Origin of the sequence: Paenibacillus sp. OSY-SE (genome assembly GCF_000283315.1) — a bacterium.
Lineage (GTDB): Bacteria > Bacillota > Bacilli > Paenibacillales > Paenibacillaceae > Paenibacillus_B > Paenibacillus_B profundus.
The window spans coordinates 71,403-94,160 of the sequence record NZ_ALKF01000201.1; the positions used below are offsets into that span (position 1 = coordinate 71,403).

The following is a 22,758-nucleotide window of genomic DNA, read 5'->3' on the forward strand; positions in this document are numbered from 1 at the left end:
CATCATTCCTCCTCTTACCCAAACACGCTCCATCTGCGCATTATCGTTGCTCGTCTTCTATGCTATCCATCGTCGAAGCTACGTCGTATGGGAGCGCGTAATAAACCGTGTAATTCCGCCTGCACTTATCGTGAGACAGAAGCCGAGCAACAGCTTCACGATAATTTGCAGGAAGCTTGCATTGAACTCTCGCTGCATCTGATCCGGGTACATTCCCGTATCCACATAAGACAGCGTCACAATCATATGAATGAACTCAGGAATGCTCAACACCAGCAAAATAATTCCGGATATGCCCAGTGCTATCTGAAGCAACGGCTTCGTCAGCGGAGCAAGCGCATGAGTCTTCGTGCGGAGCGGCACTGGCTCGTCGTCCCGTTCTGCTTCCCGTATCAAAAAGGCGGTCTCATTCATTCCTGACGGGGATAACGCGCCTGAAATACGGTAGGCCGACCACCATAAGACGCAAGCGGCAAGCAGCATGACGACAGCCGGAAGCAGCATCATCACGATGAGTATTACATTCTGATTCATATCATGAGACAATGCTTCTTTATTGTATAAGAGCGGTGGCAGGCTAACTTGCGCCACATTCGATAATTGAACGATGGAAGTAATGAAGAAGTACAGCGCCAACAGTCGAACAGCCACATAGGCCAATGACCTCGTATTCAATCCTTTCCCTCCATTCCAGAACAAAATGCATATTTGTCTATTATACAGGATGTCTGGTACTTGGTGGGAAATTAATTACGCTTTGCCGGAATTCGAATCGTTACCGAAGTGCCGACGCCCAAGCGGCTGAAGATGCTTATCCCATACTGTGCTCCATAATGCAGCTTAATTCGCTGATCGACATTGCGAATCCCGTAGCCCGCATTTACATGATCACGCATATCAAATATTTGACGGATGCGCTCCGCAGTCGTACCTACCCCGTCGTCAATGATGCGAAACACAATTTCATTCCTTTCCTTTTTGCCGACAACCCGAATGTGAATCCGGTCTCCGCACCACGCATGCTCCAGCACGTTCTCAATAAATGGTTGCAGCACAAGCTTAACCGTACGAAATGATAAGATGTCCGGATCGATATCGAACATGACTTCCATCCGGTCCCCATATTTAATTTTTTGAATATCGATATAGGCCTTTGCTTGCTCAAGCTCTTTATGTACTGAAATAATCATCTGCCCGTCATTCAACGCCAACCGATAAAATTTCGCCAAATCCATCACCATGCGGTGCAGTTTATCCGTCTCGCCGAACTTGGCCAAGCGGCTTATGGACGAGAGCGTATTATATAAAAAATGCGGATTGATCTGCGCTTGCAGCGATTCCAGCTCCGCTTCCTTTTTCTGAATTTGCGTCATATATACTTCTTGAATCAGATCGCCTATATTTTGCCCCATCTCATTGAGCGCCACCGCAATTTGCGAGAATTCATCTTTGCCCTTGTAGGTCATGCGCTTGTGAAGATCCCCTTCACGGAAGGCGTTAAGGACGGATACGATCTTCGTCATGCGGATGGAGAAATATCTGGAAATAAAAATACCCGCAAACGTAAAAACGATCCCGCACAACAGACAAATTCCAATAATGAACATGCGGACCTTCATCGAATCGCGTTCCATAATGGTCGTAGGCACGTAAGCAACCAATTCCCAAGCCGGTTGGCTCATCGTTTCCTTAATCGTTAGATAATGGCTCTCCGGAATATTCTCAGCGTTAAGACCGTTCGGCAGGACACCCGACTGGTACAGAATGTTCCCCTGTTCATCCTTAATGGCCAAAACGCTGCCCTCATCGATTTTTCGGTAATCGACGCTTTGAAACAGCTCCTGAATGCGAACGCTCAGCCGGATAAATCCGATCTCCTTCAATCGGAGGGGTACGTTGCTGTCCACCAGCCGGCGCAGCAAAGAAATGCGGCCGAAGTCCCCGTCCCGTTCCACCTGCTGCCATCGCATCGTCTCACCGTATTGCTCTATAGGATAATTTTGGTACCATGGTTTGTCCGTAATACGTTTTAAATGGTATAGATTATAATTTCGTTCCAGTTTTTCTGGATTTTCGTTCGTAAATGAACCATGATAGATTTCAGGCAGCGTATCGTTGGCCAGAAACAAGTACATCGCTAAGTCCAAGCCCGTCGCATTAAGCGCAATATTGAACTTTGGCATCACAATTTTTGTCGTCCGCTCATAGCTCTCCCAGCCTTCCTCGTAGCTGCGCAGCTGTGTAACGAGCGAGTAGTCGAAATAGAGCATGGACGACACGCGCTGAACGTCCTCCATTTTATACTGGATATTATCCCGAATTTGCAGCAGAGTTCCCTGAATGTTCGACCTTGTCTGCTTGCGGATAGAATCCTGATACATGGAATGCGAAAAATATCCGATGGCAATGACCGGAATGATAATAAAAACCATATAGGTAAGCATCAGCTTATAGCCGAACGGCAAATATTTCGGTTTTTTTGCTTGTATACGCATTGACATGATTTGTCCTCCGTCACAACTCTCGTTTGCGGAATTCCATAGGCGTCATACCGAAGGTTTCCTTGAACTGTCTGCTAAAATACGGAATGTACCGATATCCCACTTGATTGGCAACTTCGTAAATTTTGAGTGTCTGATCCTTGAGCAGGTCGCACGCCCGCTCCATTCTGATTTGGATGAGCATCTCACTGAAGGTCTTGCCCACCTCTTCCTTGAACATATGTCCCAAATAGTTCGGCGAAAATGAAAATTGATGAGATATGTCTTTCAACGTGATGTTCTCATGCGAGCGTTCCTTCACGGTCTTCAAAATTTCCCGGATGAGCTTGCTGTTTTTGGATCTTTCTTTTTCATGCAGCATCTCGGAAATTTCGAACACTTTGCGGATGAGCCATGAACGAATATCTCCAACCGTCTCGAATTGCAGCAAAATATCAAGATTATGCAGCTCCATGCCCAACATGTCGAACAAATTTTCATCGGTGGAATCCAGATACTGATCCAGCTTCCACACCATATACATCGCTAAATTATGGATCGTAAATTTCGAACGGAGCGAGCACACCGACTGGAACAGATTCTCTATCTCGTCGTGAATGCTCACCAGCTCATATTGAGACATCGCCTTGAACAACGCGTCCAAGCGGATATCGAGCGTTCTTGCATCCTTCAGCTCCGGTGCGCGTTTAACATCTTCGTAGTCGATAAGATTGCCTCTGCCGAGGAACATTTTGCCGTCCAGCGCTTCCAGAGCCTGTTTATATGAAATATGAACTTGGTCCAAGCTTTGTATCGGCTTGCCCAAGCCAATCGTCATGGAAAGGGATAATTTTGAATTCATCGAATTATACATCTCGTCGATGCAATCGCGAACGCCGTCATCATGCATCACGATGGCCAGACGCTGCCGTGACAGCTTGCAGCAATGGGGCATGCCATGGTGGAGACTGATCTCGCGAATCTCGTATAGAAATGCGGCACGCATGTCCTGGTGCGCCGCTTCGCTGCTGCCCGGCTGCAGCCACACCGCATCATCCAGCTCCATCACGGCCACGCGAACCGGCCACTTCAACGCATCCAATCCATAGGAAGAGGCCAGCCTCATGGAGCCCCCGGACCGATACCACGACAGATCTCCTTCAAAGATACGGATGAGCAGGTCGTTCTTCGCCAGCGGAATCATATGCTGATAATCTTCTTCTGTCTCCCGCCGCCGTTTCTCTTCGTCCAGTTCTTGGATGACTTTATGAAGAGAGGCTACCAATTCATCATCATCCATAGGCTTCAACACATAACTGCATGCTTTTAGGGAAAGCGCTTGCTTCACGTAATGGAAATCCTGGTAACCGCTTACAAAAATAATCCGAACATCTGATCTCTTATCGATGGCTCGCCGAGCAAGCTCCAGACCGGACATATTCGGCATATTTACATCCGTCACTAAAATATCGATAGACTGCTGTTCCATTACTTCACAGGCCGAAAAGCCGTTGTTAACCGCACCCACCACTTCAAGACCGAGCTCAGACCAAGGAATAAACTGCTTCATCCCTTCCAAATCGAGCATCTCATCATCCGCCAGCAGTACTTTGTACATGTATGCAGACTCCTCCTGTGACATATTATCACGATCCGCTGATGTCGAATATTTACAACTATATTGCAAGTATACCCTCTACCGCAGCCACTTGAAAAGTTAAATCGGTTACATGCTTGTACGTCTGATGCTCTTACACACAAAACGAGGGGATCCCCATCAATGGGTCCCCCTCGCAGTGTACATCTTATAGCATAAAAATTAACCGTTAATAATCTTTAAGTTCTCATGCCATCTCGTCGCGTAGAAGTCGAGCACCTGCTGGAAGCCTGCCGCCATGGAATCTTCATGCGCCTTATCCAGAATGTCTAGAGCCTCTTGGTCTGACTTCGCGTACAATGCTTGCGCCCGCGCCTTCAACCATGTATCTTTAACGCGCTGATGAACGATGCCTTCTTCCGTCTCCGGCAGTGGATTCAAATTAATGAATTCGGTCGAATCGCCCTGTGTCTTCCATGTAATCTCATATTGCCAGTAAGTGGACCAATTTCGTTCATTCTCTGGAAGCATCGCTTCGAATTTACCTTTAATATCATCAACATAGACCGTATTGCCTACCCACATGAGCGGATCCATTTTAGATTGGTATTTTGCAAGTCCTTCCTTGTCAGTCGTATATTTTTCCGTAAACTTCGGTGTAACTCCATCAGCTTCTAACCCTTTCCAATACTCGCCTTCCAGTCCCCACATCTGAAGAGTCATCCCTTCAGACCCCGTATACCAGTCGAGGAAAGCGAAGATTGCTTCCGGATTTTTTGCGCTCGTCGTAATGACGGCCGCGTTCCAGCCAAGCTTGTTGTACGTGCCTGGATAGATCTTGTTTTTGTCCAGACCTTCCTTATGAATTGGCCACACCATGAAATATCCGGCATCCGGATCCTTCTTCGTCAATTCGGAATGCGCCTGCATTCCATTGACCGTCGGATTGGAAGATGCATAAACCGCAACGCGCCCGTTCATCATTTTTTCCTTGACTTGGTCTTGAGTTTGCGTCATCGCATCTTGTGTAATCAACTTCTCGCGGAACAGCTTTGCCGCGAAGACGACCGATTCGCGGAACCCTTCATCCTTGTAGATCGACTTCATCTTATCGCCATCTGGCACCGCGAAATATCGCGTGAAGCTTAGATTGTTCTCCTTGAAGGCGGAGTACAGCTGATCGAGACCGTGGCCATCTTTTGCCAAGTCCGTCTCAAATGGGATGACATCTGGGTATTTCTCTTTTACCATTTTCAAATAAGTGTACAGATCGTCGGTCGTTTCTAATTTAGGCGAACCGAGCTCCGTATAGATTTTTTTGTTCACGACCCAGCCAGCATTGCCGTTTGGACGGTTCGTATACCAGTTTGGGAATTGATACAATTTCCCATCCGGAGAGCGCAGCATGTTCAGCGCCTTGGAATCCAGCCACTTTTTCAGGTTCGGATATTTATCGACGTAATCATCCAGCGCTACAAGCATGCCCGCTTCGCGCAGCCGTTCCACATCGGCGCCACGCTCGCCCCAGATGACATCCGGCAGTTCGCCGGAAGCTATCATTGTGTTGAGCTTCTGCACGTTATTGCCGCCGTTCGGAATCTCTTTGATGGTTACTTTCTTGTTCTCTTTAATCCAGGCGGTCGTCTCGTCTTTTCCCCACGGCGGCATCGTGTACCAGTCGTAGTTGCCGAACAACGTGAACTCGAGCGGCTCTTTGCCTAGCTCATACAGCTGAGAGACTTGTTCCCCTCCCTGCTTCTCCTCGGTCTGTCCAGCATTCGATTCCTGCTTCGGCGGTTCCGCATTCGTACCGCTATTGCCGCTGCAACCGACAAGCAAAGATAGAACCATCAACACGGACATGACACTAACGAACAGCTTTCTCCTATTCTTCATCTCGCTGTTTTCCCCTTTCAACACTTAATTTTATGTTTAAAGCAAATTGCTCTAAACGCGTTATCGGGCCAATCCAGATTCGTCTACTCCTTCAAGGATCCGACGAGTACCCCTTTAACGAAATACTTCTGAACGAAAGGATATACCATGACGATAGGTATTGTCGCCACCATCATCGTCGCCATGGAGAGCGACTTGCTCGTGACGGTCTTCGCCTGCTGCATGCGTGCCAGAGCCGCGGAATCCATGCCGGCTGTCTGCTCGGATACGATATTGGAAGCAAGAATTTGCTTCAGAATGGTCTGAATCGGGAGCAATTCCTCCTTCGAAATGTAAATGCTCGCCGTAAACCATTCGTTCCAGTGCGCAACCGCCGTGAACAGCGATAGCGTCGCGACCACGGGCCCCGACAGCGGCAGCACGATGCGGAACAGCGTTCCCCAGTTGCCGCAGCCGTCAATCTTAGCGGATTCCTCCAGGCCTGCTGGAAGCCCCCGGAAGAACGTTCGGAAAATAATCATGTTCCACACGCCAATGAGCGAAGGGATGATAAACACCCAGAACGAGTTCATCAATCCGAGACTGCGAATAAGCAGGAAAGACGGAATGAGCCCGCCGGTAAAATACATCGTAAAAACGCACATAATCATATAATACTTGCGTCCCATTAGCTCCTTTTTCGACATTCCGTATGAGAAAATGGCCGTCGCCAATATGGCGGATATGGTACCGATTATCGTACGCAGCACGGAGATTACAAAGCCGTTCATCAATCGTTCATCCTTGAAGACGATAGAGTAGTTCTCCAACGTAAACTCCCGCGGCCAAAAGGTAACTCCGCCTCTGGTCGTATCCATACCTTCGTTAAATGAGATGACGATGGCATTCCAGAACGGATAAAAGGTTGAAAAGGCAAGAATTGTAAGAAACGCATAAATGAAAACGGTCAAAAACCGATCGCTGAAGCTTTCACGCACCACCGACATGCACCCCCTCTAAATGTGTCCTAACTACCACAGGCTGTTACCTGCTCTTCTAGCTACGTAGTTGGCTATCGTGAGCAAGCCGACGCTGATGACAGCCTTGAACAAACCAACGGCGGTCGCATAGGAATACCGGTAATTATTAATACCGACTCGTATGACGTACGTATCAATAACGTCGGACACATCCCTCAACGCCGGATTCGAGGCAAGAATGAGAATGTCTTCGAAGCCTGCGCTCAACAGGTTGCCTATAGCCAAAATAAGGAAGATAGTAACAACCGGCATGATGCTCGGAAGCGTTATCAAGTATATTTGTTTGAAGCGGTTCGCTCCGTCCATGGAAGCGGCTTCATACATATGCGGGTCGATACCCGCAATGGCAGCCAAGTATACGATGGAACCGAACCCGATTTCTTTCCAGATATTGGTTGTTACCAGAATACTCCAGAAATATTCGGACATAGACAAGAAGTTAATCGGGTCGTCGATGACCCTCAGCTTCTCGAGCAGCATGTTAATGCTGCCGTTATCCGTCGCAAGCATCGTGCTGACCATGCCGCCGACGATAACCCATGACATGAAGTGCGGCAAATAGGTAATCGTTTGCACGACTCGCTTGAACACGATTTTGCGGACTTCATTCAACATGAGCGCCAGTATGATCGGCGCGGGAAAACCGATGATGAGTTTCAAAAAGCTGATGACAATTGTATTGCGCATAACGACATTGAAATCGGGTGAGTCGAAGAAGGCCTTGAAGTGCTTCAATCCGACCCAAGGGCTGCTCAGGAAGCTGCCGCTGCCGATTTTATAGTCCTGAAACGCGATCAGAACACCGTACATCGGAATATAGCTAAATACAAATATAAGTATTAAAGCGGGTATGACCATCAACTGCAAATCTATTTGTCCGAAAAATCGAGTGAAGTTGTTCTTCTTCTTGGGATTACCAAGGCTCATCCCACTCTCTGCATCAGGGCTGACTGTTAATCGCGCCATCAGTTGACCCTCCTTATCTATACTTGTTGTTGATTGATAGAAGTTCCATGTAACGCCTTACACCGTATCTGTACCGTAATCATAATCTGTACCGTAATTATTATAAAAACGGTTACCTTTTTCATTCCATACTCTTCTGTTTCTTTTCTCTCTATACATGGCCACTCTTCCCTCTCCTCCCATTTGTCTGTTTATCTTTTCGTGTACCTTCATTGTAAGATTAAAGCGGTTAAACTGATATATGAACAATCAACGAAAAATGATACTTTTCCATGGAGTTTAATGCCAATTGATTAACCAAACAGGAAACAAGGCAAAATAAAATGCGGCTCGCAACCCCCGATTCGCAAAAGGGGCACTAGCCGCAATTATTTATTCTCTCATTTCTGCCACACGACTTATACAGACCAGTTCCGTGCGTGCGTCGCTGACCTAGACGGACGTCGGAACAGGCCCCGTACGGAACGCTGCCTTCAGGCCGTGATCGCTAACATTTTGGAATGCATCGATGGCATGTATTTCAAGCTCGTACCCTTGGTTCGGCTGCAAATCTGGCAACGTTACGCTCACTTTATCCACGAGCGGATAGTTGTAATATTCAGAATAAGCCAAATGCTGCACCTCTTCATTTCCATCTGTACGCTTCACTTGAATGCGATAGGAATGAACCAGCTCGTCATCAACCGCTTGATCAAACGATATGCGTACAGAATTCGGCGCCGTATGCTCCTCATCGACAACGATACCCGCGTGCTGCGGGAAAGTAGGCTTTTCAGCATCTCGTTCATTCGTATAAATAAATGATGCTTTATCCGCAGGAACCCTGACCATCCAGGCCTCTCCGATTTCCCGTTCATTCAAGAAATCCATGCGCGTAATAACGACTTTGTCCTCATACACCTCAACTAGACAGCCTTGACTGAATTCGCGGTGACCAGGTGGAAGATTCCCTTGCAGCTTCCCGCTCTCCACTTCCATATAGCTTAGGGAAGCGGTACCAATTGAAGTGAAACACTCCTGGTGAATGCTGCGCGGATCGTTCAATGGATAATGCGAATGCCCGGAGAACGTGATGACTTGCGGGTAAGGCTTCAGCGCGTTCATCAGCGCTTCGATGTTCTCTTGAATCCCCCACTCCTCACTGCCGTACACCGTATCCTTCAGGTGCTGGTGAAGGAACACGAAGATCGGCTGCGCCGGAGCATCAGCGGCCGCTTCTGCCAGTTGCTTGCTCAGCCATTCAATCTGTTCGAGCGAGAAGTATCCATGCGTCATCGTATCTTCCGTAGCCAAGACAATGAAATGATGCCCCTGAATGACACGATGATAATATATCGACTCCATGCCTGACATTTCAAGAAAGCGAGCTTGGGCTTCTGCAGGCGGCAGGCCGTTCCAATAATCATGGTTCCCGATTGCAATGAGCGCCTCTGCCTCCGGCAGCTTGTGCTGTTGGAAGGTCTTCATATGACGTTCATACTCTTCCACCGTTCCGTTGTTCGTCAGGTCCCCTACAATGACGAAGGCATCCTGCTGCGGTGCGCGCGCATTCAATTGCTGCAGCGCACGCTCGAACTTATGAATGCACTCTTCTCCTGTCGGCGCGATATGCACGTCGCTAATTACCGGAAAGACAAGGCGGGGCTGGGATTGCATCGAAGACATTGAGAGCTTCAACTCCTTTGATCATTACAGTATGAATGCGATTTCATAACGAATTCCATCTCAGTCTACTCCTTTCTGTCCCATTTGAAAAGATGCGTTCGAATAAAATGTTCTCGATATGATCTAGTGAATTCGCCAAAATTTTCCGATATAATAGAGGTCACCACGAACAAGCGATGTCATTAACGAAACAATAAGGATGTGTGATTGCGTTGTTAGCGATTGAACGCCGGAAAGGCATCATGCAGCACTTGCACCGTGATGGCAGAGTGTTGGTTGCCGAACTAAGCAGGAATTTCCGCGTATCTGAGGAAACCATTCGCAGAGACTTGGACCGTCTGGAAAGAGAAGGGCTGCTGCAACGGACGCACGGCGGCGCTTTTCTGGAAGATGACCTTATTACCGATCTTCCGATATGGGTGCGGGAAGACTTTTATTTGGCCGAGAAAATGTGGATAGGCTCCAAATGCGCGCGGCTTGTCAAAAACGGAGACACGATTATGCTCGATTCCAGTACAACCTCGCTTCATATTGCCAGGTCAGTAAAAACGCTTAAACATTTGACCGTCATTACGAACTCTCTCAAAGTAATTACGGAGCTGTCCGATGCCGATCATCTGAAGTTAATATGTACCGGTGGCACGTTGCGGCATCATTCTTTATCTTATTCGGGACATGCGGCCGCCAAAGCGATGTCTTTGTATTTGGCTGACAAAGCGTTCATCTCCTGCTCTGGTATGGATATGCGGCACGGGGTGACGGATACGAATGAGAATGAAGCGGAAATACGCAAAATGATGATACAAAATGCCAAACATAGCTTCCTTGTAGCGGATCAGTCCAAATGCGACAGAATTGGCCTTGCCAAAATTGCAGGCTATGCCGCCTTTCATAAGCTCATTACGAATGCCCCGTTGAATAGCGAATGGCGGGAGCATTTGAGCAAATACGCCATCAGCATCGATGATCAACCAGCTCCCCGCACTCCCCGCACTGACGAAAGAATGGACACAAGCACAATTAAAGCGGAATGAGTTCGAAGCATTCCGCTTATTGTGTATCACCAAGCCCTATTAATCTATGCAATGGCAGTATCCTTCAACCAGAACCGCATGGTCTATCATCGGATACAAGGTATGCAATATCCGTGAGCTCACAGCAAATAAGGAGCAGGCCGGTATCCGGCTTGCTCCTTATTTTAGAAAAGCTATGCATTTCGATGCATATCGTTACATTACGTCTTTCAACTTTTTCACATAATTGGCGCGAATAAATACGAAATAGATGATCTGAATGACTAGGAAAGCCCCCAAGACGAGCGACGATTCCAATACCAAATTCGTACTGAACGTATTCTGGAGTGTGTTCAAGGCGACTGCACCGTGAATGACGGCGACGATAATCGGCACGAAGAACAGCAATCCGATCTGGGTGGATACAATCTTGGACAATTCACCTTCTGTCAACCCGAGCTTGCTGATAGCGCGGTACTGAATGCGATCGTTGTCCAGATCTGCGTACAGACGGAAGTATAGAAAGCTTCCTGCGGCAACGAAGAACACTGCGCCGATGAACAGCCCTGTCAACAAGATTTGACCGAAGCCCTGATTGATGTCGTTCAATTCATATGCACGTGAAGAAAAGCGGTAATGCTCTCCGTTCCCTTTCAATTCCGTCATCAATTGTTTGGATACTGCCAGCGTCTGCTGCCAATCTCCGACATCGTATACATACATGGTAGAGTCGTGCTTGGATCCAGGCAGCTCTTGGAATACTTCGTCGGATACGACCGCGACGCTGGATCCTCCTACGCTCTGCAGCAGCGGAGCCGGCATCTCGCCGTTCTCTGTGACAGCGAGTTTACGGCCGCCCTCAAGCGTCAAGGATGTCTCCTGCCCCTTGCTAATGCCTCTATCGTAGCTCATATCTATGTCTTTGCGATAGAACAAGCGCGCTTCGTCCTGGCCTAGAGCAACGTCTTCCTTCATTATGCGGTTATAGTCAGATGCTTTAATGAAGATGAAGTCTTTGTTCGTCCCGGTATCGGTCACGTTCTTCTCTTTGATGACAAGTAGCTCGAAGCTGATATTTCTCTTCGCTAGCGCTTGTTCGATCAGCGCGGCATGTTCCGCCGCCTGCTTATTATCTGCATGCGACTCATACTTTAGCGGAGGTGTTGATGACGATATCATGTTCGTAAACATCGACTTCATCCCCACCAGCGTGCCGATGGCTGTAAAGGCGACGGTAGAGATAATGGCCACCAGAAAGAACATGCGTGCGTTGTCTTTCATGCGGTACGCCAAATCAGACAGTGTAATCATGTTCGTGCTGCTGCGGTACAGCTTCTTTTTGTTTTTCAGCTTATTGATGATGTACACGCTCAGCTGCGTAAACAGGAAGTACGTCCCTACGCTGACGATAATCGCCACGGGGAGCAACGCGAACAGGACGAGAACCCCTCTGACGACAAATGCGATAGCGTAACCGATGATGAGCAGCACAGCTGCCAAAATGGCCAGCACGCGCGAAGCTTTCGGCTCGGGCTTCGGCTTGGCCGTTCCTTTCAACAGATCGATCAGCGAACTGCTGCGCAGAATCGTTGCAGTGAACAACGAGATAAATAAGAATAGCAGCGTGAATGCGGCAAAGGATAGCCAGATCGCCTTTACCGGCATGTAGAAGGACAGCGATTTCTCAAGCGACAACACCGAGGATCCCAGCATCAGCATCCCTTTTGACAGTAAGAGTCCGATCGCAATCCCTGATACAGTCGCTGTCAATCCGATGATGATATTTTCCAAGAAGACGAGCCGTCTCAGCTGCATATCAGACATCCCCTGCATTATGCAGATGCCGAATTCCTTTTTGCGCGACTTCAGGAAGACGCTCATGGAATACAAGATAAAGAAAAACGTGAACACATAAATAATATATTGCGCCACATCCATTCCTGTCTGCGCGCCTTTTCCGTAATTGCCCTGACCTTGAAAGCTCAATTCGGGGTGAAAAGCCAGCATCGAATAGACGAAGAAAATCATGACCGAGAAGGCGCAGCTGAAGAAATAGCCTGCATACAGCCGTTTGTTGCGAAATACGTTTTTAAACGCGAACTGCCGAAAATTCATCTTCCGTTCCTCCTATTACCGACAATACGTTCATGATTTCCTGGAAGAACACTTCACGGCCATTCGATCGGTGAATCTCTCGGTATAACGAACCGTCCTTAATAAAGATGACGCGATCGCAGTAGCTAGCCGCCTGGGCGTCATGCGTAACCATCATCATCGTTGCTTCTTCTTCCTTGTTCAGCCTCTGAAGGGTCTCCAACACATCTTTTGCCGATTTCGAATCAAGGTTGCCGGTCGGCTCATCCGCCAAGATCAGTTTCGGATCATGGATGATGGCCCGTGCGATGGCTGTACGCTGACATTGTCCTCCTGATATTTCATAAGTGCGCTTGTTGAGGATATGAGTGATGCCGAGCTTATCGGCAATCCGGTTTACTCGTTCGTCCTGCTCTTTGATGCTGACATTTTCCAGCGTGAGCGGGAAGATAATGTTCTCTTTTACCGTCAACGTCTGCAGCAGATTAAAATCCTGAAAGACGAATCCTAGCTCCCTGCGGCGGAACAACGCCAACTGACGCTTGCTCAATTTATGAGTCTGCTGTCCGCCAATGAACACCTCGCCCGATGAGGGCTTGTCAATGGTAGAGACGACATTGAGCAAGGTCGTCTTCCCGCTGCCAGACGGTCCCATGACGCCGACGAATTCACCCTTCTGCACGGTCAAATTCAAATTCGATAGCGCTTGATAAGCTACTTTGCCTTCATATACTTTCGATACGTTCCGGACTTCTAACATCGGTAATACGCACGCTCCTTCGGTGTAATCTTTATATCAACACTGTAATCCTTAATGGAAATCGGAGCCATTGGTATACCTTACGTTAACCTTTCGTTTTTGTAATATTGAATGAGCATGCAGTCAGAATCATCGGAACCACATTGCGAAATCGCCGTTCTGGCGATCTCATTAAGATGTTGCGCACATAGGGCCAACAATTAAAAGAGGGGCCCCCGCATCCATCGATGCGAAGCCCCTCTCCTGTCACTATGACACTTAATCATGCATTCCTAATCGTCGCGCCGCTTCTTGCGGCTAAGCGACAACCCGCCGAAGCCGCCCAATATGGCCAAGTAGAATCCAAGGTCGTACCACCAGCCCGTATTGTTCACCTCATACACGCGAATGTCTCCGTTGAAAGCACCAATGATGAGCGAAACCGGCGCGATCCAGCCATGCCAGATGCCCCAGAAAAATCCCGCCGGATCCGCCTGCGTGTAAGAGCCGTCTCCAGGCACACAGCCGCTCAGCAGACCCACCATAAGTGCCAATGCAGCACACAGCCCGACGTAGCGAGCATTACGGCTTTTCTTCGTTTTTTTCTTGTTAAAGTCCGCTTCTTGCCTATGTTCTATCATCTTTCATTCCTCCCTGCTAGCTGACAGCTGTTACTACATATTACTCAACTTCTGGCAAGAAAAATCAGTCTTTTATAGTCACATTTATAGACTTGAGCGAATTTTTTAGCTTTTGTAGTGCTTCAATTGCACATTATGAACGGCTAGTCCTTTGCCTATGAACATTTGCAAAATGAGCCTCTGAGCTGCTATGAACAGCGCAAGGGCGCTTTCCAATTACACGTAAGGCGGCGAACACGCAACATCCATTGGAAAGCATCCAACAGAATAGCCCACTTCATACGTTAACTCTTCATTCTACTGGAAAACATCCATTCAAATCAGACAGATTCCGACTTCACAACTGAAAAAGGAAAGAATCTGTTGGACAATTTCCAATGAAACGTCTCACAATCAGCCCATGCACCCGGTTACGTTGGACAAAATCCAATAGAAAAAGCAATGAATACGGACAGCGGCCGCAACAACGTACCCTGTCGTGCTGTGTCTAAATACATTACCGCCTCACCCTCGACAAAACCGCCATCACCTCACTGTCATCACAACGAATGGCTGCTTGCTTGACCCTGCCCCGCCATGACGATGCGCCGATGCATCTGCCTCGAGCAAGGGAGCGTACATCATGAGCGCGTGATTCTCTGTCACATATTTGTCAGCACAGCATTCTCCATCGGCATTGAATGCTTTGCGGTACAGTATATTATGCCGCACATACCCTCCCCAATGATCCTGCCGAATGGAGTGCTCGCGCTCATATACTTCGTACGTATACCACGCAGGATTCGCCGAGGACCATGCACCCGCAAGCGTATCCCCGGTCAGCGTTAACTCTAACTGAAACGGCTCCCCAGTCGGATGAAAAATCATCAGATTCGCAGCATCGTGTAGGCCAATCGACCGCAGACAAGGCGAAGCTTGGAACGCGGTATTGGCTGCAAGGACTTGCGCACTGGTAGCATACGGGCACCTCTTTATTCATTGCTATTTCTGACAGGTTATGATATAGTTATCATTCCTTTTTCCATTTTTGCACAGAAGTATGGAATGTCAAGTGTCATCTTTGTTGCGTCGTTTATTTAGACTGTTTATTTGGAATGTCATTCAGCCGTTTGATTGTTTAGTTGAGCTAGTGTAAAAGATGAGTTGAATAATTGTTAAATATGATTCTTAGGAGGTAACTGAAAGTGAGCGATACGTTTCAAAGTGCCTATCAAGAAGAGGAGCTCCGGCTGCGGGATACGATGGAAGAAATCGATCGTCAATACCGACGGCTAGTGCAGATTCCGGTCTATACGGGGCATGATTTTACTGAGCAAGTGATGGAAGATACACGCGAACTGCGTCGACAGCGGCTGAAGCGGGCTTTGAAGGAGCCTTACTTCGGCCGCCTTGATTTTGAAGAGATGGGCCAACCAGCGCCTTCCGCTCTCTATGTCGGGAAGCACGGCGTCGACTGCGAGGTCGAACTGGGCCAGGCCGATGCCTACCCGCTCGTCGTCGATTGGCGGGCACCGATTGCGAGCCTGTTCTACTCCTTCTCTGGCGGAGTCGACTCCGTAACGTTCGAAGCGCCTGAAGGCGCTGTCGAGGGCCACGTCCATCTGAAGCGCAACCTTGTCATTCGCGGTCAAGTGCTGCAGCGGGTCGTGGATACGTACAATCGGTCCGAAGGTGAGGGCCATGTGACAGACGAATTCCTCGTCTACCGCCTAGGTGAGAACAAAGATAACCGCCTGCGCGATATCGTCTCAACCATTCAGGCAGAGCAGGATCGGATCATCCGCGCGCCGAAAAATATGGCGCTATTCATTCAAGGGGTGGCGGGGAGCGGCAAGACGACCGTTGCGCTGCATCGGCTCGCCTTCCTGTTGTATCAATACCAAGAGCAAATTCGGGCGGAAAAAATGATGATTTTCGCACCGAACCGCATGTTTCTCGATTATATATCCGACGTTCTTCCCGAGCTCGGCGTCGGAAATATCCAACAGCGCACGTTCCCGGAATGGGCGCTTGAAGTGACGGGATTAGAGCATACGGTACAGCTTGCTTCGCCGATGGAACAGATCGAGTTGTGGTACGGATCGTTGAACAACCGCCCCATGCTCGATAATCAGGCATCCGGCCGCTTCAAAGGCTCACTTGCCTTCAAGACTTACATGGATGACCAGTTGACCCGTATGGAGCGAGAAGCCGTACCTGTGATGGATTTTAGTCCATGGGACGGAGCGGTATTAAGCTACGATACGATCTCCGTGTGGTACCATGAGGAGTATCGTTCCTATGAGCTGGCGAAGCGCAAAGAACGCGTCGTGGCACGGATTCAACGCTGGATTGAGATGGAGCTGAAGCAAGAGCGCTCCAAGGAGCAGCATAAGGCAAAGAAGAAACTGTCAACCCCGCGGATGAAGGCGTATATGAAGAAATGGGCTGCCTTCGATGCGCTGGCATTATACAAGACGCTATTCGATCCGAAGCGCAACGTCACTCAAGAGGCTCAAACGGTGATTCCGGCCAAGCTCTGCAAGGAAACGTCCGCTTACTTGAAAAAGAACACCGTCAGGAACGAAGATTTGGCAGCACTGCTCTATTTGCACATCCGCCTGCACGGCATACCGGGCGATTACCGTTACGATCATATCGTCATCGATGAAGCGCAGGATTTCTCGCCGCTCCAGATAGCCGTTCTCGACGGGTTCGCCAGAAATCATTCGTTCACGATCTTGGGCGATTTGTCTCAGGGCATCCATGCGTATGCCGGCATACACGATTGGTCGGAAATGCGTGACCTGTTCGAGCTTGAAGCGACCGATTATTTTGCTTTAACGCGAAGCTACCGCTCCACGATGGAGATTATCCATTTCGCGAATGTCGTGCTTGAGCGGGGCGTCCGCACCGACATGCTGGCGATTCCGGTATTCCGCAGCGGGCAGAAGGTCCGGATCGTCTCGGAACCCCCGGAGCAGCAGCCAGACCTGCTTGCCCAAGCGCTTGCGCAATTCGGAAGCAGTGGCTACAACACAATAGCGCTGCTCACTCGTACAGCGGAAGAAGCCCGAACATTGCATGCGAGATTGAGCTTGCATTGCTCGGATAGGGATATCCACCTTATTGACGGTAATGAGCAGCAGTACGAGGGCGGCATATCGGTGCTCCCGATCTATCTTTCAAAAGGGCTGGAGTTCGACGCCGTCCTGTTGATGGATGCGGACGCCGCCCATTACCCATCCGATCCGCTTGACGCCAAGCTGCTGTATGTCGGTTGTACGCGTGCCCTGCATGAGCTGTGGGTGCTGCATGATTCTGCTCAACCGCTGTCGCCGCTTATATGCACAGACGACGAAGAAACGGTTGTACACGGTTTATAGAGGTTGTTCAAAAAGCTCCATCATGGACATTCCGATGCTCATAGCAGCCAAGGAATGTCCTTTTGCTTATTCATCTGCGGCACAAAACGCGTCCCTGAGCATCATTGTTCATGCCATCCTCATGTACTCGAACGCGCAGGCGGGCAGCCATATTCCTTGCGGCAACGCGAGTGTGTTTCCTGCTGTGCTGTAAAGTTTACCATGAAAATAAACCGGGCCGTCCGTTCGCGAATCCGCGAAATTCGATCGCCAGCACCATATGGAACGGACTGTGCTCATCTTTTCGCTTGAACAAGCCAAAATAGCCCTCGTCACCGAACGTAATATATTCTTGATTCGTCAATCGGTCTGGCCTTTTAGATTGGAACCAATACTCCGGATAAGACTCCCTTATCCCGAAGTTCAGCCATTCATAGCTTGGAATGTCAATCCCCCGCTGATTCAACACCCATGCGCGGAACAGAAACATCGGATCCTGCTCGGCCGCATAGTCCTGATTCGAATCCGCGAGGCGCAACCGTTGAATATCATCTCCGAGGGCGTCCAAAAACGGAGCATTTTCCGCGAATCGATGCATGGCGGTCACGTCTTGGAATTGCTGCTTGTACTGCTGCTCCGTACGCAGTTCCCGTATGTCACTGAACGTGGTGAACGGAATCGACTCTATCAGTATAAGATAGACGAGCCCGAAGAGGAGCGCGATCTTCTTATTCATCTGATTGTGCTTCGAGCGCTTGGCGACAAACCACCAGCCGAGCAGGAAGCCAAGCGGAAGAAACCAATACGAATCCGTCCCGGGTATAAATCGAAAGGAAAACGAACCGATCATGAAAAAAAGAAATAATCGAGCGGGCAGGAGCATCTCCTTCTCCCTCGGCCTCTGCCACAACGCGATGATAAAAAGGCAGCACAGCCCGGCTAACACTATCCAATTCATCCGTTCATACCGCCTTTCCGCCGCCTCTGCATCTGAAGACTACGCAGCAGCAGCATGCATATTCCGATTCAACCAAGTCTGGTCATGTCCCGGAAATCCAGAACCAGTGCTTGCCTAATTCCCTTTGCTTTACAATTTTGGTCCCGAGGTTTTCCACATCTGGCTCCCCTTCGGACACATATACGAGGCCAGAAAAGTTATCCAAAAGCCCGCGCATCGTGAAGAATAACACTTGGAGCGATTCTCCATTCCGAACGACCAAGATTTCTCCGCCCCCGCGGGAGAGATGGCGAAGATCGTCCGGAAGCTGCAGCAGCGTGCCGCGATCTGAGCCAGCCGTGCTCCAATCGCCTTGCGTCAAGCGCTCGATAACCTGCTGGCGCTGCTCGCGATACATCCACTTGTCCAATGCCGCACGAGTCTGATGCAATGGAAGCTCTAAGGCGATATAGACGGCGCCCAGCTGCGCCACGATCGGAATGAGTATGAGCGCCCAATAACGAAGCGGTCTTCTTTTCACCAAAGCGACGATGATATCGATGATCGCCCATATAACAGACACGATAAAAACGAGTGCGAACAACGCGAAAAAAATAACTGTACCCAAAAATTCAATATCCATGCTGAAAAAGAACAGCAACAGCCATGCGATTGCCATAACGGCGGAAAATCCAAAGATGAATCGCTTGCGCGTCCGCACGATATATTGTGAAATCGGCTGTTCTGTATCGATAGAATCCATTGTGATGACTCCAATCCTATTTTTGTATCATATGCTTCATTCAAATGCCGACTTTCGGACCGTAAACAGACTGATGACTCCGGCAAGCAGCACCGCGATCCCGATGAGCAGCATGAACGTATACCCGTTGCACAGCACCCCGTTATTGTGCATGGTTAACGGGGACAGACCCGGATCGTAGCTCTGGTGCTTCATCACTTCTGATCGGACATGTCGAGATAAAGCTGCAGCAGGCACGCCCATGCTGACCACGAGCAGTCCGCCTGCCGCTATCGTCCCCCAGCGCCATCGAAGATCGTGATCCCGCAGCCATCGGTATACATAAATGCCGATAGACAGGACATACGCAGCCACGGTCAATGCCAGCGGCATCACTAGCAGGAGAATCGGATTGCCGTTCCCGGAAGAGCGCTGCGGAGGTGTTGCGGTATAAGAGATAAACCACACCCCTATAACGTCAAAGCCCAGCCATAAGTTGAAATTATTCATGGCTGGGCTCGTTATCGTATTACAATAAGAGTTGTTTGAACTTCAGCACGCAAGTCGTTCCTTCGTCTGGTCGGCTGTAATAGGATATAGTGCCGTTCATCGCCTTCACGAGGCTGATGACGACCATCAAGCCGAGCCCGGTTCCTTTCTCCTTCGTCGTGTAGAAAGGCATGCCGATGCGCTTGATTTGATAATCGCTCATGCCGACTCCAGTATCCTTAACATGGATATGAACGCCTTCATTGTCCGACCACGTTGTCACTGTCATCACACCGCCATCCGGCATCGACTCCACCGCATTTTTCATAATATTGAGCAGGCATTGTTGGAATTTTTTCGCTTCGCCCATCACATAAATCGGCTGCTTCGATAAATGCTTGATGACTACTTCAATCTTGGATATGACGCAGAGCGGCGACATCATCGGAATAATGCCGTCAATCTCTTCTTGGATGTGAATCGGGCGTGCCAGCTCCACTGCCGGCTTCGCATAGTTTAAATAATCGGTAATGATGGAGTTCGCCTGCTCGATGCCCGATATGGCATAATTCCGATATGTTTCGAGTTGCGTTGGAGTCAGATTATCCCTGTTCATCAGCTGTAGAAAGCCTTGCGCCGTCGTTAATGGATTGCGAATCTCATGAGAAATGGATGCCGCCAGCTGTCCGATGACTTGATATTTTTCCGCTCTAAAGAGCTCTTCACGCATTTTCTCTTGATTTTTGACATGATTATAAATATAACTCACATACATGGAAGACAAGTAGGTCCCCACAACGGCAATCCCGACTTCGGTACCACTCACTGTATCCCAATCGTCGAACACAGATAAAAAGCCGAGCAAATAAATCGTAATGAGCGTCATCGAAATGAGGCAAATTTGCCAGTACGTGCTTCGCAGCACCTGCTTGTAATGGAATGTGAGGCCCAAGACGAGCAGCAGCGTGGATCCGATGACTGTCGGCACAAAATCATCCATCATAACGATGGTGCAAATATTAAATGCAGCCCAAGTGAATATTCCCGGCAAAAAGCCTTCGAACAGCGCCGCTAACGCAAGCGACACTGGTGTAAGATGAATGCCGTATATAAGCGGATCAATATCTTCATATTGCGTATAAAAAAACGTAAGCACAAAAAGAATGAGAATAAACAAAATTTTGCGGCGATAATTGGCGAACATGAATTGAGGGGTAATAATAAGGAACATGAGACATGCGCTCATAATATAGAGCAGTCCCTTGAATTCATACGCTATGATGGACTGAATCAACGTTGACCGTTCCTTTCCTGGTAAGATACGGTACGCAGAAATGAAGGCGTCAACCGATTATTTTCCCGTTCCATGGCAGTCCCTTCTGAAAGCGGGAACGATCATTTGAACGCCAAGCCGATAACAATGGATAATCATACATGTCCCATATTTTGCAAGGAGGCACATCCATATCGGATAACTCGATAATGCAATTCACCGCCCGTCTCGCCGCTTCATTCGCCCCTTCCATCGTTGCCAAGTCCGTGTTAGTTCGCACATAATCCGACGCGAGAAACAAGTTGGGAATCGCCGTATATGCATTGGGCCGCAAGTTCCATGTATTTACGTGATTCACAAGCAAAGGCTCCATATTAATCGCTTCATGCGGATTCGGAAATTGAATATCTTCGTCCAAATACCACGTCACCACCATATGATCGGACAACACCGTCTTCCCTTGGTTTAGACTGCGCTTCAACTGTTCCCACACTTCGGCTCGAATTTCTTCTCTTGAACACTCCATGGCCGGCTTGCCATATAAGATGCCGGGAGTTCTCCAGTCTGACACATCGATGGAGATGATTCCCTTTACTTCGCCATTCCCGTATTTGCTTAAATCGAAGTTCGGCCAAAATTGCGCCTGTGACACCGACGTCAACGCCCACGGGCTGTCCATATAGATGACATGACCATGGATAATCGGCACGTCTTCCTTCAAATAAAACTGGACGCCGTTCATCCATTCGACGTTCTCTGCCAGCTCCGTCAACCCGCCCAGCAGTGGATCCGCCTCAATTAAATCTTCATTCAATAAGCCAGCCATGACTTCAACCGGAAGCGCAGCAATATAATAATCTCCCGTTACCATCTCAGTACGTCCATTCTCTGTAATGGTCACTCCTTGGATGCGCCCCTGCCGGCAATGTATGTATTCAACCTTCGCGCCGAGGTGGTAGTCGACTCCGCCTGCACGCAGATGATCAAGCCACGGATTGAGCCATACATCATTGGTCGGACCGTTCAATAAACGGTCTGCGCTTCCCCCCGGAAGCACCATATCGAGCATGATGGTCGCCCCGACAGTTCCGACCGTGCACACATTCGCTTCCTGCGCTCTGGCGGCTACGAGAATCCGTGTCAAGCCCGTAAATATTTTACGAAATTGCGCCGACTGCTTCTCCGCTTGCAGGAAATCCCACCAGGCGATTCGTTGATAATCCAACAGTCGCCTTTCATCGCAACTTGTGAGCACTTGCCATAGACAAGATACGTAATGTTCAATATCTTGCTCGCTAAGCTCTAGATTGTTGTCGAAAAGGGATTTGAGCAACGTTCTCCAACCGCTGATCGATTGTGGAAATTCAGTCAGAAAGGGCTGCATCGGGCGATCGAAAAATGCCAGTCCCAGATTAGTCCCTTCAATGAGGTTATGATACACGCTATGTCTATTACTCTTATACGGTATTCGCTTCATCGTATCGGTTATATGTTTATAAAATTTCGGAAAGAAGCGGAAGCCATGCTCTCCCGGCAAATCGTGGCGCCCATTCTCTCCCGAATTCGGAACAGGCATGCTGCGAGCTTTACCTCCTGGGATCTGTCTCCACTCATATACAGAAACCTGAAACCCCCGTTCCATTAATTCATGGGCAGCGCTCATTCCGGCGATTCCGCCGCCAAGCACTACCACTTTTGGCTGAACTGTTCCTATCATAAAGGTTGCTGCACTCCTATTCCACGAGATACTTGGAAAAAATCAACTATTTTCATATTACTATACAACCATCAAATTACAACAGATTTCAACATATTTTTGCAGGAAAACTCTGCTTTTGGCGATAGACCCCGCTTAGAGTCAGG

Annotated in this window: 19 protein-coding genes; 3 read left to right on the forward strand and 16 right to left on the reverse strand. The window is 48.8% G+C overall.

Annotation, left to right across the window (positions count from 1 at the left end; translation table 11 throughout):
* Nucleotides 1-78 precede the first annotated feature (78 nt).
* The 7 genes from A372_RS0127215 to A372_RS0127245 all read right to left on the reverse strand — a co-directional run bounded on the left by A372_RS0127215 (nt 79) and on the right by A372_RS0127245 (nt 9,623).
* Nucleotides 79-675, reverse strand: a complete 597-nt coding sequence (locus A372_RS0127215; protein ID WP_019424091.1) for a hypothetical protein — start codon at nt 673-675, stop codon at nt 79-81.
* A 71-nt stretch (nt 676-746) separates the two neighbouring features.
* Nucleotides 747-2,501 carry a sensor histidine kinase gene (locus tag A372_RS0127220; protein WP_019424092.1) on the reverse strand — a complete coding sequence of 585 codons (1,755 nt, stop codon included), beginning with the start codon at nt 2,499-2,501 and terminating at the stop codon, nt 747-749.
* Between the two features lie 13 nt (nt 2,502-2,514).
* A complete protein-coding gene (locus A372_RS0127225; protein WP_019424093.1) occupies nt 2,515-4,098 on the reverse strand; it encodes a response regulator in 1,584 nt (527 codons plus the stop codon).
* A 201-nt stretch (nt 4,099-4,299) separates the two neighbouring features.
* Complete coding sequence (locus tag A372_RS0127230; RefSeq protein ID WP_019424094.1) at nt 4,300-5,973, reverse strand: extracellular solute-binding protein; 1,674 nt, start codon at nt 5,971-5,973, stop codon at nt 4,300-4,302.
* Between the two features lie 83 nt (nt 5,974-6,056).
* Complete coding sequence (locus A372_RS0127235) at nt 6,057-6,953, reverse strand: carbohydrate ABC transporter permease (protein WP_019424095.1); 897 nt, start codon at nt 6,951-6,953, stop codon at nt 6,057-6,059.
* Nucleotides 6,954-6,983: 30 nt separating this feature from the next.
* Nucleotides 6,984-7,958, reverse strand: a complete 975-nt coding sequence (locus tag A372_RS0127240) for an ABC transporter permease (RefSeq protein WP_019424096.1) — start codon at nt 7,956-7,958, stop codon at nt 6,984-6,986.
* Nucleotides 7,959-8,390: 432 nt separating this feature from the next.
* Nucleotides 8,391-9,623, reverse strand: a complete 1,233-nt coding sequence (locus tag A372_RS0127245) for a metallophosphoesterase (RefSeq protein ID WP_019424097.1) — start codon at nt 9,621-9,623, stop codon at nt 8,391-8,393.
* 203 nt (nt 9,624-9,826) lie between these two features.
* Between A372_RS0127245 and A372_RS34825 the strand changes: the two genes are divergently transcribed.
* Nucleotides 9,827-10,657, forward strand: a complete 831-nt coding sequence (locus A372_RS34825; RefSeq protein ID WP_237728627.1) for a DeoR/GlpR family DNA-binding transcription regulator — start codon at nt 9,827-9,829, stop codon at nt 10,655-10,657.
* A gap of 195 nt (nt 10,658-10,852) precedes the next feature.
* Here the strand turns inward: A372_RS34825 and A372_RS0127255 are convergent, their stop codons facing one another.
* The 4 genes from A372_RS0127255 to A372_RS34830 all read right to left on the reverse strand — a co-directional run bounded on the left by A372_RS0127255 (nt 10,853) and on the right by A372_RS34830 (nt 14,977).
* Nucleotides 10,853-12,751 (reverse strand): FtsX-like permease family protein, encoded by a 1,899-nt coding sequence (locus A372_RS0127255; RefSeq protein ID WP_019424099.1) that lies wholly within the window; start codon nt 12,749-12,751, stop codon nt 10,853-10,855.
* Entirely contained in the window at nt 12,726-13,490 is a 765-nt protein-coding gene (locus tag A372_RS0127260; RefSeq protein WP_019424100.1) for an ABC transporter ATP-binding protein, read from the reverse strand. Before A372_RS0127260 ends, A372_RS0127255 begins: the two co-directional genes overlap by 26 nt.
* A 272-nt stretch (nt 13,491-13,762) precedes the next feature.
* Entirely contained in the window at nt 13,763-14,110 is a 348-nt protein-coding gene (locus A372_RS0127265) for a hypothetical protein (RefSeq protein WP_019424101.1), read from the reverse strand.
* 525 nt (nt 14,111-14,635) lie between these two features.
* Nucleotides 14,636-14,977, reverse strand: a complete 342-nt coding sequence (locus A372_RS34830) for a hypothetical protein (RefSeq protein ID WP_019424102.1) — start codon at nt 14,975-14,977, stop codon at nt 14,636-14,638.
* A 317-nt stretch (nt 14,978-15,294) separates the two neighbouring features.
* Here A372_RS34830 and A372_RS0127275 point away from each other — a divergent pair, with 317 nt between their 5' ends.
* Both A372_RS0127275 and A372_RS37685 read left to right on the forward strand, forming a co-directional pair.
* The gene (locus A372_RS0127275; RefSeq protein WP_019424103.1) at nt 15,295-17,475 is read left to right on the forward strand and encodes a HelD family protein; all 2,181 of its coding nucleotides are present in this window, start codon (nt 15,295-15,297) and stop codon (nt 17,473-17,475) included.
* 22 nt (nt 17,476-17,497) lie between these two features.
* Entirely contained in the window at nt 17,498-17,668 is a 171-nt protein-coding gene (locus A372_RS37685; RefSeq protein ID WP_019424104.1) for a hypothetical protein, read from the forward strand.
* Nucleotides 17,669-17,671: 3 nt separating this feature from the next.
* On the opposite strand, the gene A372_RS0127285 is transcribed toward A372_RS37685, so the two are convergent.
* The 5 genes from A372_RS0127285 to A372_RS0127305 all read right to left on the reverse strand — a co-directional run bounded on the left by A372_RS0127285 (nt 17,672) and on the right by A372_RS0127305 (nt 22,612).
* Nucleotides 17,672-18,412: a hypothetical protein gene (locus A372_RS0127285; RefSeq protein ID WP_157259746.1), complete on the reverse strand. Its 741-nt coding sequence runs from the start codon at nt 18,410-18,412 to the stop codon at nt 17,672-17,674.
* An 82-nt stretch (nt 18,413-18,494) separates the two neighbouring features.
* Entirely contained in the window at nt 18,495-19,154 is a 660-nt protein-coding gene (locus A372_RS0127290) for a hypothetical protein (protein ID WP_019424106.1), read from the reverse strand.
* A 36-nt stretch (nt 19,155-19,190) separates the two neighbouring features.
* Nucleotides 19,191-19,643 (reverse strand): hypothetical protein, encoded by a 453-nt coding sequence (locus tag A372_RS0127295; protein ID WP_019424107.1) that lies wholly within the window; start codon nt 19,641-19,643, stop codon nt 19,191-19,193.
* Nucleotides 19,644-19,662: 19 nt separating this feature from the next.
* The gene (locus A372_RS0127300) at nt 19,663-20,916 is read right to left on the reverse strand and encodes a sensor histidine kinase (protein ID WP_019424108.1); all 1,254 of its coding nucleotides are present in this window, start codon (nt 20,914-20,916) and stop codon (nt 19,663-19,665) included.
* 49 nt (nt 20,917-20,965) lie between these two features.
* A complete protein-coding gene (locus A372_RS0127305) occupies nt 20,966-22,612 on the reverse strand; it encodes a hydroxysqualene dehydroxylase (RefSeq protein ID WP_019424109.1) in 1,647 nt (548 codons plus the stop codon).
* Nucleotides 22,613-22,758: the final 146 nt, after the last annotated feature.